The following is a 14957-nucleotide window of genomic DNA, read 5'->3' on the forward strand; positions in this document are numbered from 1 at the left end:
ACTAATTACCAATACCATTTAATTTTATATTTATTGAATCACTTATCATTTTAGAAAATAAATCTGCTCCCTCTGAATTTAAGTGAACCGGATCAGAGAACAACTTAGGATCAACATCATTATAGAGATAATTAATATACCTAATCCCCTCAATTTTCATAAGCGTATTACTCAAAGTATTATAATAAATACTATCAACCTTCTCTTTATATGATTTATGAATTGGGCAGGTGACAACGTACAAATTTATGTTATTCTCCCTGCATATTTGCTCTATCTTTTTCAAATATTCTATTTGAGTTGTACTAATTAATTTTTCATTTTCCTTCACTTTATAGTGTATATTGAAGACCTTATTTATTAACAAAGAATCTGGGTCTTTCTCATTTGAGATATAAAGCCCCCCCCAATCAGGTTTATTAAAAATACCTTTAATATAATGCACTACCGTATTTTTTTCAGTTATGTTTTTTAATTTCAAAAAATTTGAACTAAAAGAGTCTGTAAAATAAAAATATCTCTTTAAACTACCCTGCCCTTCAGAAAAGCTCAAATCAAACAATCTATTGTAGGCCGGGGAAAAATTAGGTAAAGAAACACCTAAAACAATCTTATCTACTTTCCTGTTTTTATAGCTCATAAGCTTTTTTATTTTGTGATAAGTAAAATAAAAATGTTCTCCACTACTTGCAAAATTATAAGTATTACAATCAAAGTAAGTTGGTTTTAACCTTTGCATTTGAGAATCTCCCATAATTACACATTCGTATTGAGAGATTTCTTCTAAAGCTGAATCAACTTCTCGTTTATAAATAGTATAATTCCCTAACAATATTAAACTAAAAAGTGTAATTGGTATTAAAAAGAAATATAATAATTTTACAATGAATGCTTTCAAAATTTTACTACTTAAAATTGAAAATATATAAACTCTTGAGGTTTACCAGTAAACCAAAAAATAGCAAATATTATTGCATAATATAAACTCCACCTATACACTCGTTTCCATTTATATCCTATTTTATCAATCGCAAACTCTCCCTCTCTACCAAACCATTCAATCATTAAAAAAATAAGAATTAACAAAATTACTGGAATAGCTTCAGTACCATTTTCAAAATATGGTAATGAAAAAAATGAAGGTGAGAATATTTTGATAATATAATTTATGGCGTGGTTAATATTTTCTGCTCTAAAAAAAATCCAAGCAAAAGTGGTCAATCCAAAGGTTATAAAAATATTAACAAAATCTCTAAATGTAGGTATATTTTTATCTTTTGCTACTATATCTTTATTAACTCTATTCTTTTTTAGTAGTAATAACGGTATAAAATAAATAGCATTAAGCGCTCCCCAAACAATAAATGTCCAGTTTGCTCCATGCCAAAATCCACTAACAATAAATATTATTAGTGTGTTTCTTATTTTTAGCTTTACTCCTCCTTTACTTCCGCCAAGAGGAATATATAGATAATCTCTAAACCAGGTTGAAAGAGAAATATGCCAACGTCTCCAGAATTCCGCGATATCTCTTGAAAAATATGGAAAAGCAAAATTCTTCATCAAATTAAACCCGAAAAGTCTTGATGTACCAATTGCAATATCAGAATACCCAGAAAAGTCTCCATATATTTGAAATGCAAAAAATAGAGCTCCTAATATTAATGTGCTTCCTGAGTAATCTTCAGAATTGTTAAAAATTAGGTTTGCATACTCAGCTGCATTATCTGCAATAACAACTTTCTTAAATAATCCCCACAGAATTTGTCGTAATCCATTGATTGCGGCTCCATTATCAAAAATTCTCTTTTTATTAAATTGAGGCAGTAAATTTGTAGCTCTTTCAATAGGACCCGCAACAAGCTGAGGAAAAAAACTAACAAAAGCTGAAAAAGCTACAAAATCTTTTACTGGCTCCAATTTTCTTTTATATACATCAATTGTATAGCTCAAAGTTTGAAAAGTGTAAAAACTAATTCCTACTGGTAAAACAATATTCAATCCTTGTGGATTAATGCTATATCCAAAAAAACTAAAAGCGTTTACAAAATTCTCTAAAAAGAAATTATAATATTTAAAGAAGCCTAAAAAGCCAAGATTCACTATTATACTAATCCATAAAAAAATCAGCCTATTCCTATGATTATTCTGTTTGGATAAATTCAATCCAACCAAAAAATCTACAACTGTGCTAAACAAAATTAATGACAAAAATCTCCAATCCCACCATCCATAAAATAGGTAGCTCGCTGCTACAATTAAAAGGTTTTGTAGTCTTAGACTTTTGTTAACAACAAACCAGTATAGTATAAAAACTATTGGTAAGAATATCGCAAACTCTATTGAATTAAAAAGCACTTAAAGTAATAATTTTATTGAAGATTGTTTGATTTAAATTTTTGTAGTCGCTTTTTAAACAAGTATCTAATAACAAACGCCCATAGTGATCTATTGTAAGCTTTTGCTAAGGTTAAATATATGCCCTTATCAATATATTTAACTTCCAACGGTTTTAAACCCTCATCAATTAACTTTTTATTATAGCTTATTAGTAATTTCAAATCTTTGGTCCTTAAAGCTCGCATTAATGGTAGTAAAGTATATTTAACAATTCCAGTATTTATAAGTTTTAATTGTGATAAGTTAAGTTTTCGAGATTCTTTAAAGTACAATAAATCTTTTGATGAAATGATGTCCCCTTTTGCTGCTTTTTTAGAAACGCCTACATTTGACCTAGTGGCTGACCCTATTCTTTCAAAAGATTGATAAAAATCGCAGTTTTCAAAACCAACTCTTTTAGCAACAGTAAATATCTTCCGAATAAACACTCCATCTTCCAAATGTATTACATTTTTAGGGAAATAAATTTTTTGGTTTATTATTAATTCTCTTCTATAGAGTCTTCCCCAACAACTATCAAAAACGTTAAATGGTTTATCCTTTTCGTAAAACGCTTCTACACCATCAAAAATAAATTTTTCTTGTCTATCATAGCCTACTTTATGAAAAATTTCACCGTTAGCTTTAACAATTGTTCGACCACATAACAAGATATCTAAATCATCTTTTTTCGCCCTATCATATAATCTTTTCAACAAGTTTGGATTCACATAGTCATCGGGGTCTACAAATACAATATATTCGCCAGTGGCGTTAATGATACCTTTATTACGAGCTACCGATACTCCAGAGTTTTTCTGATTAATCAAATGAATATTTGGAATTCTTGTTTGTAAATCCCGTACTAACCTTTCTGAATTGTCCGGAGAACCGTCATTTACCACAATTATTTCGTATTCTTCATAGGGCATATCTTTATCGCATAAACTTTTAATACATTTTTTAAGATAGGGCTCTACATTGTAAACCGGAAGTATAAAGCTTATTTTTTTCATTCAATTACTTCATTAAATAAATTAACGAACTGTTGGGCTTGGAGTTTTCTAGAAAATTGCTTGGTATACTCTCTGTTTACTGATACGTTTGTATATCCTTTTTCTTTCCATTCCCTCCATTTTTCCAACAAAAAATCATATACCTGTTCAACATTTCTTGCCGCGATTCCTGCTTTAGATTCTGTAATTGAGTCCTCTAATAAATTTTCATCACTTCTAACACATAAAATAGGCCTTTCCATTGCCAAATATTCAAAGTATTTAGTTGTCATAATACCCTTAGGTCCATCATCTTTATAAACATTCGTTAACAAAAGTAATATTGCCGAATTCGCTAAAACTTGCGGAACATCGGAAGTATCTACATAATCAAAAAAATCTACACAATCACTTACCTCTTTATAAGCTGCATTCTCGGTTACCGGAGTTCTCTTTTTTTTGGGTGTATAAAACTGTATACGAAATCGGTGATCAATTAGGTTATTTTCTTTTAACTTTTTAACTGCTAAAAATAATAATGTTGGGTCTCGGTAAGCTATAGAGACAATTAATCCTGTATATGTAATTTTAAATTCATTTTGCTTTTTAATAGGTCTTGGAAAAAAGAAATCAGGAGAAAAACCATTATAAATCAAATGAGAATTATTATTATACTTTTTTATCTTATTTAAATGCCAAGGACTTATAGTTACCACGGCATCGGCATTTTTAAGATTTTTGTTACGTTCTTTTAACTTAAACCTTAAATATTCTTTATCGATTCTATCAATTATGTATTCTTTAATTCTTTTCTTCCTTATTCTTGATTTTGGTTTTTGCTCATATAAATCTCTTATATCTGCTATCCAAGGTTTTTTCCAAGCATTCGCTATCTGATTCGCAACATCTAAAATAAACGTTCTATGCGCCGTCGAACATATTATCAAGTCGTAATTATTACAATTTAGGTTATCTAAAATCTCTTGTGAAAAAGATTTACTTTTCCGAATATGAGATTTCTTTTTATTGATTAATCGAATAATTTTATCCTTATTAGTTTTTAATTTATTATTTGCTTCTTTTATTCTTATAATTCGTTCGCTACCAACAAGAGATTTAAAACTAAAATCATTATCATGACCGCGAGTAACTATATCTGCCTCCCACCCGATAACTTTAATGTATTTCACTAAATACCCCATACGAGGAGCAAAACTTGGAGGGTAAACATCACAAATAATTAGTATTTTACGCACGTCGTATAGATTAAAGTTCTTGAAGGGCTACCATTTTTCTAAACTTTGGTAGTGTTTCTGTTAATTTATCAAAACTATCCTTAGCAATAATCTCACCCTTATCCATAAACACAACTTGATCAACGTTGCGGATTGTGGAGAGTCTATGTGCAACAATTAGCAATGTATATTCTCCCTGAAGTGCTTCGATGTTTTCTTGAATAGATCTTTCGGTTTCAGAATCAAGAGCAGAAGTAGCTTCATCCATTATCAATACATCTATATCCTTATAAAGTTCACGAGCAATCGAAAGTCGTTGTCTTTGCCCACCGCTAAGATTAATTCCTCCATGGCCTAGTTTAGTCTCTTTACCATGCTCCAATTCTGATAAAAACCGTATCAACGAAGCTTTCTTAATAGCATTATTAAAGCGCTCTAAGTTTTCATCGTTCTCTTCAGACCATAGTGTGATATTATTATAAATGGTATCATCAAACACTACCGGTTCCTGGGTGATATATCCTATTCGTTGTTGAAAACTTTCTTTATCAATATCTGTTATTGATTTACCATCAACAAGGAATCTTCCATTATTAGTTGGCAATAAACCTGCGAGAATATTCACTAAAGTTGTTTTACCACTACCACTCTCTCCTACAAAAGCAACACTTTCATTACAATTTATACTCAAGTTTAAGTTCTTTATGATTTGAGTATTACCATATTTAAAAGATATGTTTTTTAACTCAAGACTATTTTCAACATGGGTCATTTTTTCATTTCCATTAGGCTCTTTATTTTTTTTAAGCAAACTGAAAAATTCTTTAATGCTTTCTACAGAACCATGGACACCTAGAAACTGATTCCAATTATTCTGTAAAAGAGTAACTGATGTAAGTGCTCTATAGAAGAAAAGCAAGCTTAATAGGATAGTACTAAGTTCGCCTCCTAGATAAGTTGTTTGCATAAAAATAACAATGGCTACAATAATTACTAATATTGGCTCACGTGTGGCTGACATAAAAGAAGATAGCATCCCAATTTTAACTCTGCTGGCCTGAATATCCAAAATGGTTTTCCGTAATCTATCTCCAAAATAGTTTAATAAACCAGTAGCTTTTATGTATTTAAAATTTTTGACATGTTGTATAATTTTTCCTTCATAGACATCATAATAATATGATAGCTCTCTTGATGCCTTCTTAGTCCGTCTATATATTAATTGATATAAAAAATTAATAACTAAACCTCCTATAATTACCATAACAGCAAAACGATAATCGGTCATAAAAGCAAACACCGCGTATACTAAGACCATTACACTCTGTTGCATTGCACCAAAATAGGTCATTTGAGCTCTTACTACACGATCAATTTCACCGGTCATCGAATTCTGAATTCTTCCCATATCGGATACCACAAAAGTTTTAAAATCTATCCCATTTAACCCCTTCAAAGTTCTAATTCTAAGCATTCGGCTAAACAATTCTAATAACTTTACGTTGTAAACTGCTTTAGTATAAGTGGCTATTCCCTTCAATATAAAGAATAAAACCATAGTAGCTAGAACAACGGCAAGATTAAGATTTATCCCCACGGATTCATAAAGCCTTATTAAAAAAGCCATATAGCCTAAATTTTCAGGATTAGAAAGGCCTTCTTCAGAAACCATCTGCAATAAAGGTAAAAACATTGCTATTCCTAATCCATCTAAAACTCCAACGGCAATAGAAAGCCCCAAAGAAACAAACATTCGATATCCCAAATGACTGTAGAAGAAACTAAAATTGTTAAAATATTTTTTAATAATAGTTTTAATCATATTGTCTTTTTAAGAATTTTAGCTGGTACACCTCCTATAATAACGTTATCACCAAAAGACTTATTCACAACTGCACCAGCAGCTACAATCACTCTATTTCCGAGTTGAACACCTGGTAAGATCACAGAGTTTGCGCCCAACCAACAATCATTTCCAATTCTTATGGGCTCATGCTTTTCATGCCTATTAAAATCTTTTATATTATGATTTGCAGAAATAACCTTTACTCCAGGAGCAAAAATAGTCCCGTCGCCAATTTCAATACCATTTATAGCTGAAAAATAGCATCCTCCTGAGTTGGCAAAATATCTCGCTACATCTTTTCCAAAAATTACATTGCCATTGACTTTAGATGTATAATGTACCATAAACTTTATTTCTCCATTTATTCTAAAAATTTTCTGGAATATAAAATTTACCATTCTTAGACTATTAGATGTTGGAGAAAAAAAATATTCTATAATATTAGACGGTATATTGTTATTCCAATTTTTATATCTGTAATTACTTAACATGTCTTAAAACCTTTCTGTTTAAATAGTAATTCACTTTTAGAGTGGAGTATTTTATTTCATCAAATAAATTAAATACTTTTCCTTCTTTTTTGTAAAATTCATTAAATATTGTTTGGTCTGAATATGTCTCTATTGCTGAAATTTCGAATTTCGATAATTGCTTTTTCCATTTAGTCAAACTACTGCCATCTATTCTTTTATTAATTACATTTTTTTCATAAACGGTCGTCCAACTATCATCATTTTTATCTGGTAAATCATCTATTCGATTATGAATCATCGCTTCGGTAAAATCTTCACCAATAAATTCGCATATATCTTTAGTAATTTTCTTAGTATCGGTTACCAAGTCTTCATATGTAACCAAAGTCAATCGTTCATCATGCATGTATTCTTTATATTTTGCTATACTCTTGTTCCATCTCTTGATAATTATCGAAACAAATTGATCGTTCCAAGGCACATTAATTAAAGAAGCATATACTGAACGTGGGTCTCTTATAATATATATAACTTTTGCATTTGGATATAATTCAAAAATCCTATCTAAATACTCTTCATGTCCCGGTGTTTTCTCCCCCCAACGCTTCTTACCGTTTTTCTCCAGATTTGTCAGCATTACAGAATCCAAAATATTTTTAAAGTGCATTTCATTGTTAAAGTTTTTAAAATTATTCTCAACTCTTTCTCTTTCGAGTCCTAGATAAGTGAACTTTCTTTTTGATGCATACCAATTCCAAAATTTCTTCATTTCATCTTCTGAAAAAGAAGACACATTATTAGCTTTAATATAATCATTGACTAAATAAAAAAAAGTTGTTTCTCTAGGAATTGCAATATTAGGATGACTATTTAAAATTACACGTAAAAGTGTGGTTCCTGAACGTGCCATACCAACAACGAATATTGGCGAAGGATTTTCTTTCTTATTAGTAATTTCTCTCATACTTTTTCAAAAACGTTTAGATGATAGCTATTTAGCAATTTCCTTAATCAACTTATTTAGATTATTTTCCTTAAATATGTTCTTTTTATACTCCTCTCTACAGTTACAATTAAACGCTTCTCTAACCTTATTAGAGGTAATTTCATTAATAAACCCATTGAATTCTTTATTAGAATAGCAAGTTTTACCAATGGCATTCATCATTGGTTTAAACTGTGTACTATGTTCGGTTAAAAAAGGAAGCCAAACAATAGATGCCCCTCTTGAACTAGCATCTATACCAGATGTACTATTAGATGTAACTGCTATTACATTCTGGAAAGAAATTTTCTCCCATGGTAGGTTTGTCAAAGAAATTAACTTACTATTTATTTTTTTTAATCTGAATAATTCTTCTCTGGAGACTTTAACCGAAGGGTGTTCTCTAAGGTAAATATTTTCAAATTTAAGATTTTCAATGTTCAATGATTCTATTAAATCAATTAACTGCTCATTATATTCTTTATGTGCAAACAGTAGAAGTAGTCCATCTTTATAATTTACTATTTCTCCTTCTCCCATGTAGTTAGTGACTTCATAGCTAAATAAACTATTGTTACGAATTCCTGAGTTCAACAAATGTTTATCACTAATTTTATCTAGCGATATAAAATAATCAGTAAAAAATTTATTATCGTTATCAAAATCAAGGTTAATTACTCTATCTTCAGACCTTAAGTAACTTAGCACTGATCTACAACTAAAAACGATTGTTTTAATCCCGTTCATTTTAGCCACATATAAAGCCATTCTTTTAATAGGATCTCCGACAGTTGTTGCTACAACAAAATATTCCGGCTTATACAAAAGGAACAATCTATTTAGAGCTTCATATCTTACCAATAAATAATATGTTTGTAAAAAGCTTTGTCTCTTTAAATTCATTGAATAAATTGTTGGGCTCTCGTATTTTCTTATTGAAGACTGTATAAAACTGAAGAGTTTTAATGCTTTAACAAAGTTTGTAAGAAGAGATTTAAACGTATAACTTTTTATAAAAGATAAACTATCATCAGAATATTTTTTTGTTTTTGTCAACGAAAGATTTAATAAATAAACTTCTTTAAAATCACTAATAATTCTGGGAAATTCCTTAAACCTAGATAAAGAAAATGTGTCTTTGGTAAAAAAAAATACTTTCCCCTTATGCTCTACTACTCGTTCGTCAGTCTTATGTCTTAATAAATGAATAAAATAATTCTTCAGGTACTTTAAAGCTCCAAATCGAAATCTAATGTTTTCTTTTAAATAATGCTTATAAGACACCTTCAAATGGACAGATAATACTTCTGAGATTTTCTTTATAACAGGTTTTCGCAATGGAAACTCAATAATGACCTTTTTAACTTCAAATTTATTTATTGCATAATTAATTATTTCTACCAAATAATAATCGGCCACAGTGTCTTTTATCCCATCATCTCTGTGTATGTCATAAGTAAACTCCCAAAAAAAATTGTAATATTTATTATCTCTGACCGGTAATGATAAGTTACTCATATCATTTTCAAGATTTTCTAAGGCATTTTCCAGTAGAAGCGTTTTTTGATCAAAACTTGTGCTTTCGAAGAAGCTGCTATCATTTAACAATACTTCAAAATAAAATGTATTACTATTTTTAATATATAAAGTCATCTAATGTTCACTCTAATACTAGTTAGTATCCATAAATTCAAATTTTAACGGTGTTCCTTTTTCAACATCTCGTATAAATTTTTTCCCTAAGATTTCGTCATAAAATTTTGGATGCAATCCATAACCCGGACGTATTGAACGCACATTTTTTTCTGTAATTAAATCGCCATCTTTTACATTTTCGCAAACAAATAAAGAACGTGCAAATTTTCTATTATTCTTAACTTTTTCTGATAAATTATACGATACTATTCCAAGTAATTTTTCAGTATCACGGATTTTATCTACCATTTCTGAAAATTCCTCAAGGTTTAAAGAAAAATCTGCATCGGGTCCGCCAATAGATTTATCTAAGATAAAATGTTTTTCAACAACTTTCGCTCCCAAAGCAATAGCAACAGTTGGTGCCAATGAACCGTATGTGTGGTCACTAAATCCAACCTCTACATTATACCTTTCTTTTATGTCAGGTATTGTGTTTAAATTTGCTAGTTCTAAAGGAGCAGGATATGCAGAAGTGCACTTTAGTAGTACTATATCATTATTCCCTACTTTTTTACATGTACTAATGGCTAATTCTATATCTTTCATTTCAGCAATTCCTGTAGATATAATAATTGGTTTGCCTTTGGAAGCTACATATTCAATTAAAGGAATATCTTGAATTTCAAATGAGGCAATCTTGTAAGCAGGAACATTAAATTTTTCCAATAAATCTACAGCAGTTTTGTCAAAAGGAGAAGAAAAACAAATTAACCCTTCTTCTTTAGCAACTTCAAACAATTTTTCATGCCACTCCCAAGGCGTATATGCTTCTTGATATAATTCATATAATGTTTTCCCATCCCAAAGTGTGCCACCATCAATTCGAAAATGCTCATTGTCACAATCAATTGTTAAAGTGTCTGGGGTGTAAGTTTGTAACTTTATAGCATCAGCACCTGCCTCTTTAGCAGCACGTATAGTTTGAATAGCAACATCTAAGTTACCGTTATGATTAGCTGATAACTCAGCAATAATAAAGCATGGGTTTTCCCCTCCTATTTTCTTATTTCCTATCTTCATTTGTAAATCTTTTTCCAATACTAAATTTATGATTTTTACCTCGTATTTCTTCTAAAATAACCAAACCATCTTCAACTTTAACTATAACTTTAGGTCTAACTTGTACTATTACTCCATTTTTTACGGAAAAGTCATTGTTTAACTTCGTCGAAACCTTATCGACAATTACCTTTTTATTATCCAAGAAGGTGAAAGCGCCTGGATAAGGGTTAGCTTGTGCCCGTACCCAATTTCTTATATTCTCTTTATTCCAGTTCCAATTTATTTCTCCATCTTCTGGCGTTCTTTTACCGAAATAGGTTGCTAATGAATCATTCTGTTTCGTAGTTTTTAAACCATCATTTTTAATTGCTACTAAAACCCTGTCTATTAGTGGAATATATAACTTAGCATACTTCTTCAAAATATTAGCGCCAGTATCATCTGATTCAATTTTTACACCTATCTGATGAATAATATCACCTGTATCGCAATCTGAATCAATAAGATGCGCCGTAATTCCTGTTTCTCGTTCTCCATTTATAATTGCCCAAACATGTGGTGTACGTCCGCGATATTTTGGCAATAGCGATCCATGAATATTAAATGCCGTTATCTTTGGGTGTTCAATTATGTCTTTTTCAATTAAATACAAATAATTTATTGAAGCAATTATATCAACTTCAATAAGCTCAATAAACTCATAACCTTTTCCTTCTCTTGGGTTTCCTATGAAAATGGGGATGTTTCTGTCTTTAGAAAGTTTTATGATTAAATCTGATTTTCGATCTGTTAATACAAATCTGATATCATAATTTTCAACTAAATGCTCTAACGAAGAAAATCCCAAACCACCACAACAAAGCACACCTAAACGCAACATAAAATCTACTTATTATTATTTACCTTATAATGAATAACAACATCTTTATATTCTTCATCAATAAAACAGTGTTCTTTTAAAACTGCATCTTTAGTATAACCAACAGCTTCTATAGCTTCATATAAATGTGGTCTTAGATCAAATGCATAAATATATATTTTGTGAAGATTTAGGCTCTCGAACGCTACTTCTTCAATCAAATGCAAGTACGTTTTCCAGTGAAAATGAAATTCTTCTTTTTCTAAGTCAGTATTCATTATAAATGAAATCTCTGCATTTCTATCAATCCAATTTATATGAACTAAGCCTCCATACCCGATACATAAGTCATCATTTAAATATGAAAATAAAACCTGAGTAGGTTTCTCCTCATAAAATAACTTTATAACTGTAGTAGAAAAATAGTGTTCTTGATCTTCAGTAGTCAAGGGCTTAACTTGTCTCAAATGGTGAATTTGCTCATTCCTCCATTTCATAATTCTAAGCCTATCTTCATATCTAATAGGAACTAATAAATAGCCTCCATTATGATAGATGTTTTTGCTTAAAAATGGGTATTTATTTGGAAATTTCATTAAGCATTTTAAATTTTAACTCTGCCAACTTCCAATCATTCTCCGTATCAATATCTTGGGCTTCTAATGGAGAAATTAAGAGAGCTCCAGAATTATCTGTAATTAACTTTTTGTTCTGAAGAAAAATATCTGTTTTACACCAATAAAATTGTCCAGCATCATGATATCTTGAGGGTAGATCCTGAGATCTAACATTCAAGTATTCTGGATTAACCATAGAAACTTTGTTCTCTTCTATTTGAAGGCTGCGTTGTATAGGGAAAGAAAATTCTAGCACAGGAAAAACTGTATCAAAACTATTTTTCAATAATTTCTTTAATGACAGTTGCAAGCTTTCAATCGAAATAAATGGAGCCGTTGGTAAAATACAACAGATATTAGCAAAGTTCTTTTTTTGTTTTTTATAGTTCAAGATTACTTCTTCTATTACATCTGCTAAAACAGCAAAATCGTTTGCATTTTCATTACTTCTCATAAATGGCACCTTTGCTCCAAGCTCTTCAGATATTTTAGCAATATTTTCATTGTCGGTTGATACCATCACTTCGTCAAACAAGTTTGACTGTAGCGCTACATTTATAGAATACGAGATTATTGGTTTTCCATAAAAAAATTTTATATTCTTTTTAGGAATCCGTTTACTCCCACCTCTAGCCGGTATTATAGCAAGATTAGCCATTGACGAATTCTAATACTTTTTCAATGACAAAATTTTGCTCTCTAACCGTTAATGTTGGATACATAGGCAAGCTGATACATCTTTTATAGTAATTTTCGGAATTATCTAATTTTGCCATACCATAACCAATTTTTCTATAATAAGGTAATGTATGAACTGGAATATAATGTATTTGAGCGAAAATTTTGTTTGATTTCAAAAAATCATACAATCTCTTTCTATCATCAACTTCAATTATAAACAAATGATGGGCATTGTAAGTTTTAGCTGGTAAGCTCTGATATTTTAATATTCCATCGAATGCTTTTTTATATATATTGGCTATTTCATTTCTTTTAATTACACCCTCTTTATTTTTTCTTAACTGTATTATTCCTAAGGCTGATTGGATATCGGTTAACCTATAGTTAAAACCAAGCTCTTGCATTTCGTAAAACCATCCTCCATGATTTTCACTCATATTATTTTTTGTAATGCCGTGAGTTCTCAATAGCATCAACTTATCATATAATTCTTTAGAATTTGTTGTAACCATTCCGCCTTCCCCACAAGCTATATGCTTAACTGGATGGAAAGAAAAAACGCTTAATTCGGCGTAATTACCATTTCCGCATTTTTGTTTCACTCCATTAGAATCTGTAAAAAACCCGCCAGGTGCATGACATGCATCTTCTATAATCCATAAATCATGTTCATCAGCTAGCTTTTTAAACATTTCGAGGTTTATTGGGAGTCCAGCAAAATCTACCGGAATGATTCCTTTAAAAAACCCCTTAGGTTTACTTTCAATGAGCTTTTTTGTACTTTCAAACGATAGTAAATAAGTATCAGGATCTATATCTGCAAACCACACTTCTCCACTGGCATATCTTACGCAATTTGCTGAAGCAGCAAAAGTTATTGGAGTTGTTATTACACGCTCACCTTCATTTAAACCTAATGCCAAAACCGATAAGTGTAGACCAGCGGTTGCGTTGTTAACGGAAACAGCATATTTTACTCCAAGGTAATCTGCAAAGCTTTCTTCAAAAGCTTTTACTTTAGGTCCTTGAGTTAAAAAATCAGCCTTTAATGTTTCTACAACAGCATCAATATCGTTCTGATCTATATGTTGCCTTCCATAAGGTATTGGTTCCATCAAACTATAAAATTAGGGTCAACATGTGTCTTTATTAATTCTCTTAAACTTTCAACTGTTTCCCAGTCACTATTTTTCCCAGAATTATAATTAAAACCCTCTTTAACCTTAATCGCTTTAAAATGGTTTATAAAATCTTTCAATGAAAACACGGTTTTTTGTGGCAAAATAGTGTAGTATTTCCCCAAATCCCAAGTATTGAAAGAATCTGAAGCGGTAATCATTTCTTCATGGAGCTTCTCTCCAGGTCTTATGCCTATGATTTCTTGTTTGCAATTGGGAGCAATAGCAGTTGCAACATCAGTAATTTTATAAGAAGGTATTTTAGGAACGAATATTTCACCTCCCCAAGCATTTTCAATTGCATTAAATACCATTTCACAACCTTCTTCCAAACTTATATTAAAACGTGTCATTCTAGAATCAGTAATTGGTAAAACTCCGTCTTTTCGTTTTTTTAAAAAAAACGGCATCACTGAACCATTCGAACCCATTACATTACCATATCGAACAACAGAAAATCTAATATCTCTCTTTCCTCTAATATTATTAGCTGCAACAAATAATTTGTCTGAAGCTAATTTCGTAGCTCCATATAAATTTATTGGGGCGGCGGCTTTATCGGTTGATAATGCAACAACATCTTTAACACCAGATTGTAAAGAAGCATTAATAACATTTTCAGCACCTAAAATATTAGTTTTAACGCATTCCATAGGGTTATATTCAGCAATATGAACATGTTTCATTGCTGCGGCATGAATAACTATATCTATCCCCTCAAAAGCATTCATAAGTCTTTTTTCGTCTCTTACATCACCCACAAAGTATCTCAAAGCTGGATATTTATGCTCTGGATATTCCATAGCCATCTGAAAGTGCTTTTGTTCATCTCTAGAGAAAATTACCAAACGTTTAACATTTGGGTATTTATTTAAAATTAGTTTAGTAAACATTTTCCCAAAAGAGCCTGTTCCTCCAGTTATTAGTATTGATTTTTTATTTAAATCTAACATCTATTTTATTATTAAATCTTTATTCGATTTTTAAAAAATTTATTAGCAAATTAAGT

Annotated in this window: 14 protein-coding genes; all 14 read right to left on the minus strand. The window is 30.5% G+C overall.

Translation table 11 applies throughout. The features are described from left to right. Position 1: 1 nt before the first annotated feature. The 14 genes from AC1EUU_RS05525 to pseB all read right to left on the minus strand — a co-directional run bounded on the left by AC1EUU_RS05525 (position 2) and on the right by pseB (position 14901). Positions 2–898 (minus strand): hypothetical protein, encoded by an 897-nt coding sequence (locus AC1EUU_RS05525; RefSeq protein ID WP_480200384.1) that lies wholly within the window; start codon positions 896–898, stop codon positions 2–4. Between the two features lie 11 nt (positions 899–909). After that, positions 910–2358: an MBOAT family O-acyltransferase gene (locus tag AC1EUU_RS05530; RefSeq protein WP_480200385.1), complete on the minus strand. Its 1449-nt coding sequence runs from the start codon at positions 2356–2358 to the stop codon at positions 910–912. 14 nt (positions 2359–2372) lie between these two features. Then, positions 2373–3395 carry a glycosyltransferase family 2 protein gene (locus AC1EUU_RS05535; RefSeq protein WP_480200386.1) on the minus strand — a complete coding sequence of 341 codons (1023 nt, stop codon included), beginning with the start codon at positions 3393–3395 and terminating at the stop codon, positions 2373–2375. Beyond that, complete coding sequence (locus AC1EUU_RS05540; protein ID WP_480200387.1) at positions 3392–4630, minus strand: glycosyltransferase family protein; 1239 nt, start codon at positions 4628–4630, stop codon at positions 3392–3394. The genes AC1EUU_RS05535 and AC1EUU_RS05540 overlap by 4 nt, the downstream gene beginning before the upstream one ends. A 10-nt stretch (positions 4631–4640) precedes the next feature. After that, entirely contained in the window at positions 4641–6431 is a 1791-nt protein-coding gene (locus tag AC1EUU_RS05545; RefSeq protein WP_480200388.1) for an ABC transporter ATP-binding protein, read from the minus strand. Further along, the gene (locus tag AC1EUU_RS05550) at positions 6428–6853 is read right to left on the minus strand and encodes a DapH/DapD/GlmU-related protein (protein ID WP_480200389.1); all 426 of its coding nucleotides are present in this window, start codon (positions 6851–6853) and stop codon (positions 6428–6430) included. Before AC1EUU_RS05550 ends, AC1EUU_RS05545 begins: the two co-directional genes overlap by 4 nt. 82 nt (positions 6854–6935) lie before the next feature. Then, positions 6936–7892, minus strand: a complete 957-nt coding sequence (locus AC1EUU_RS05555) for a sulfotransferase family protein (RefSeq protein WP_480200390.1) — start codon at positions 7890–7892, stop codon at positions 6936–6938. Positions 7893–7919: 27 nt separating this feature from the next. Further along, positions 7920–9566: a hypothetical protein gene (locus AC1EUU_RS05560; RefSeq protein WP_480200391.1), complete on the minus strand. Its 1647-nt coding sequence runs from the start codon at positions 9564–9566 to the stop codon at positions 7920–7922. An 18-nt stretch (positions 9567–9584) separates the two neighbouring features. Beyond that, a complete protein-coding gene (gene pseI, locus AC1EUU_RS05565) occupies positions 9585–10631 on the minus strand; it encodes a pseudaminic acid synthase (protein WP_480200392.1) in 1047 nt (348 codons plus the stop codon). Then, positions 10615–11493, minus strand: a complete 879-nt coding sequence (locus AC1EUU_RS05570; protein WP_480200393.1) for a methionyl-tRNA formyltransferase — start codon at positions 11491–11493, stop codon at positions 10615–10617. The genes pseI and AC1EUU_RS05570 overlap by 17 nt, the downstream gene beginning before the upstream one ends. A 5-nt stretch (positions 11494–11498) precedes the next feature. Then, positions 11499–12068 (minus strand): GNAT family N-acetyltransferase, encoded by a 570-nt coding sequence (locus tag AC1EUU_RS05575; protein ID WP_480200394.1) that lies wholly within the window; start codon positions 12066–12068, stop codon positions 11499–11501. Further along, positions 12052–12747 (minus strand): pseudaminic acid cytidylyltransferase, encoded by a 696-nt coding sequence (gene pseF, locus AC1EUU_RS05580; protein ID WP_480200395.1) that lies wholly within the window; start codon positions 12745–12747, stop codon positions 12052–12054. Before pseF ends, AC1EUU_RS05575 begins: the two co-directional genes overlap by 17 nt. Beyond that, complete coding sequence (gene pseC / locus AC1EUU_RS05585; RefSeq protein WP_480200396.1) at positions 12740–13885, minus strand: UDP-4-amino-4,6-dideoxy-N-acetyl-beta-L-altrosamine transaminase; 1146 nt, start codon at positions 13883–13885, stop codon at positions 12740–12742. The genes pseF and pseC overlap by 8 nt, the downstream gene beginning before the upstream one ends. After that, complete coding sequence (pseB, locus tag AC1EUU_RS05590) at positions 13885–14901, minus strand: UDP-N-acetylglucosamine 4,6-dehydratase (inverting) (protein WP_480200397.1); 1017 nt, start codon at positions 14899–14901, stop codon at positions 13885–13887. The genes pseC and pseB overlap by 1 nt, the downstream gene beginning before the upstream one ends. Positions 14902–14957 lie beyond the last annotated feature (56 nt).

The sequence above is a fragment of the Maritimimonas sp. 2205BS37-2 genome (assembly GCF_056591755.1).

What these genes read in the sequence shown, in the direction of transcription:
- AC1EUU_RS05545 (WP_480200388.1), bottom strand. Translation starts at nt 6,431, where the DNA reads ATGATTAAAACTATTATTAAAAAATATTTTAACAATTTTAGTTTCTTC.
- pseC (WP_480200396.1), bottom strand. Translation starts at nt 13,885, where the DNA reads ATGGAACCAATACCTTATGGAAGGCAACATATAGATCAGAACGATATT.
- AC1EUU_RS05555 (WP_480200390.1), bottom strand. Translation starts at nt 7,892, where the DNA reads ATGAGAGAAATTACTAATAAGAAAGAAAATCCTTCGCCAATATTCGTT.
- AC1EUU_RS05570 (WP_480200393.1), bottom strand. Translation starts at nt 11,493, where the DNA reads ATGTTGCGTTTAGGTGTGCTTTGTTGTGGTGGTTTGGGATTTTCTTCG.
- AC1EUU_RS05535 (WP_480200386.1), bottom strand. Translation starts at nt 3,395, where the DNA reads ATGAAAAAAATAAGCTTTATACTTCCGGTTTACAATGTAGAGCCCTAT.
- AC1EUU_RS05560 (WP_480200391.1), bottom strand. Translation starts at nt 9,566, where the DNA reads ATGACTTTATATATTAAAAATAGTAATACATTTTATTTTGAAGTATTG.
- pseF (WP_480200395.1), bottom strand. Translation starts at nt 12,747, where the DNA reads ATGGCTAATCTTGCTATAATACCGGCTAGAGGTGGGAGTAAACGGATT.
- AC1EUU_RS05550 (WP_480200389.1), bottom strand. Translation starts at nt 6,853, where the DNA reads ATGGTAAATTTTATATTCCAGAAAATTTTTAGAATAAATGGAGAAATA.
- pseI (WP_480200392.1), bottom strand. Translation starts at nt 10,631, where the DNA reads ATGAAGATAGGAAATAAGAAAATAGGAGGGGAAAACCCATGCTTTATT.
- pseB (WP_480200397.1), bottom strand. Translation starts at nt 14,901, where the DNA reads ATGTTAGATTTAAATAAAAAATCAATACTAATAACTGGAGGAACAGGC.
- AC1EUU_RS05575 (WP_480200394.1), bottom strand. Translation starts at nt 12,068, where the DNA reads ATGAAATTTCCAAATAAATACCCATTTTTAAGCAAAAACATCTATCAT.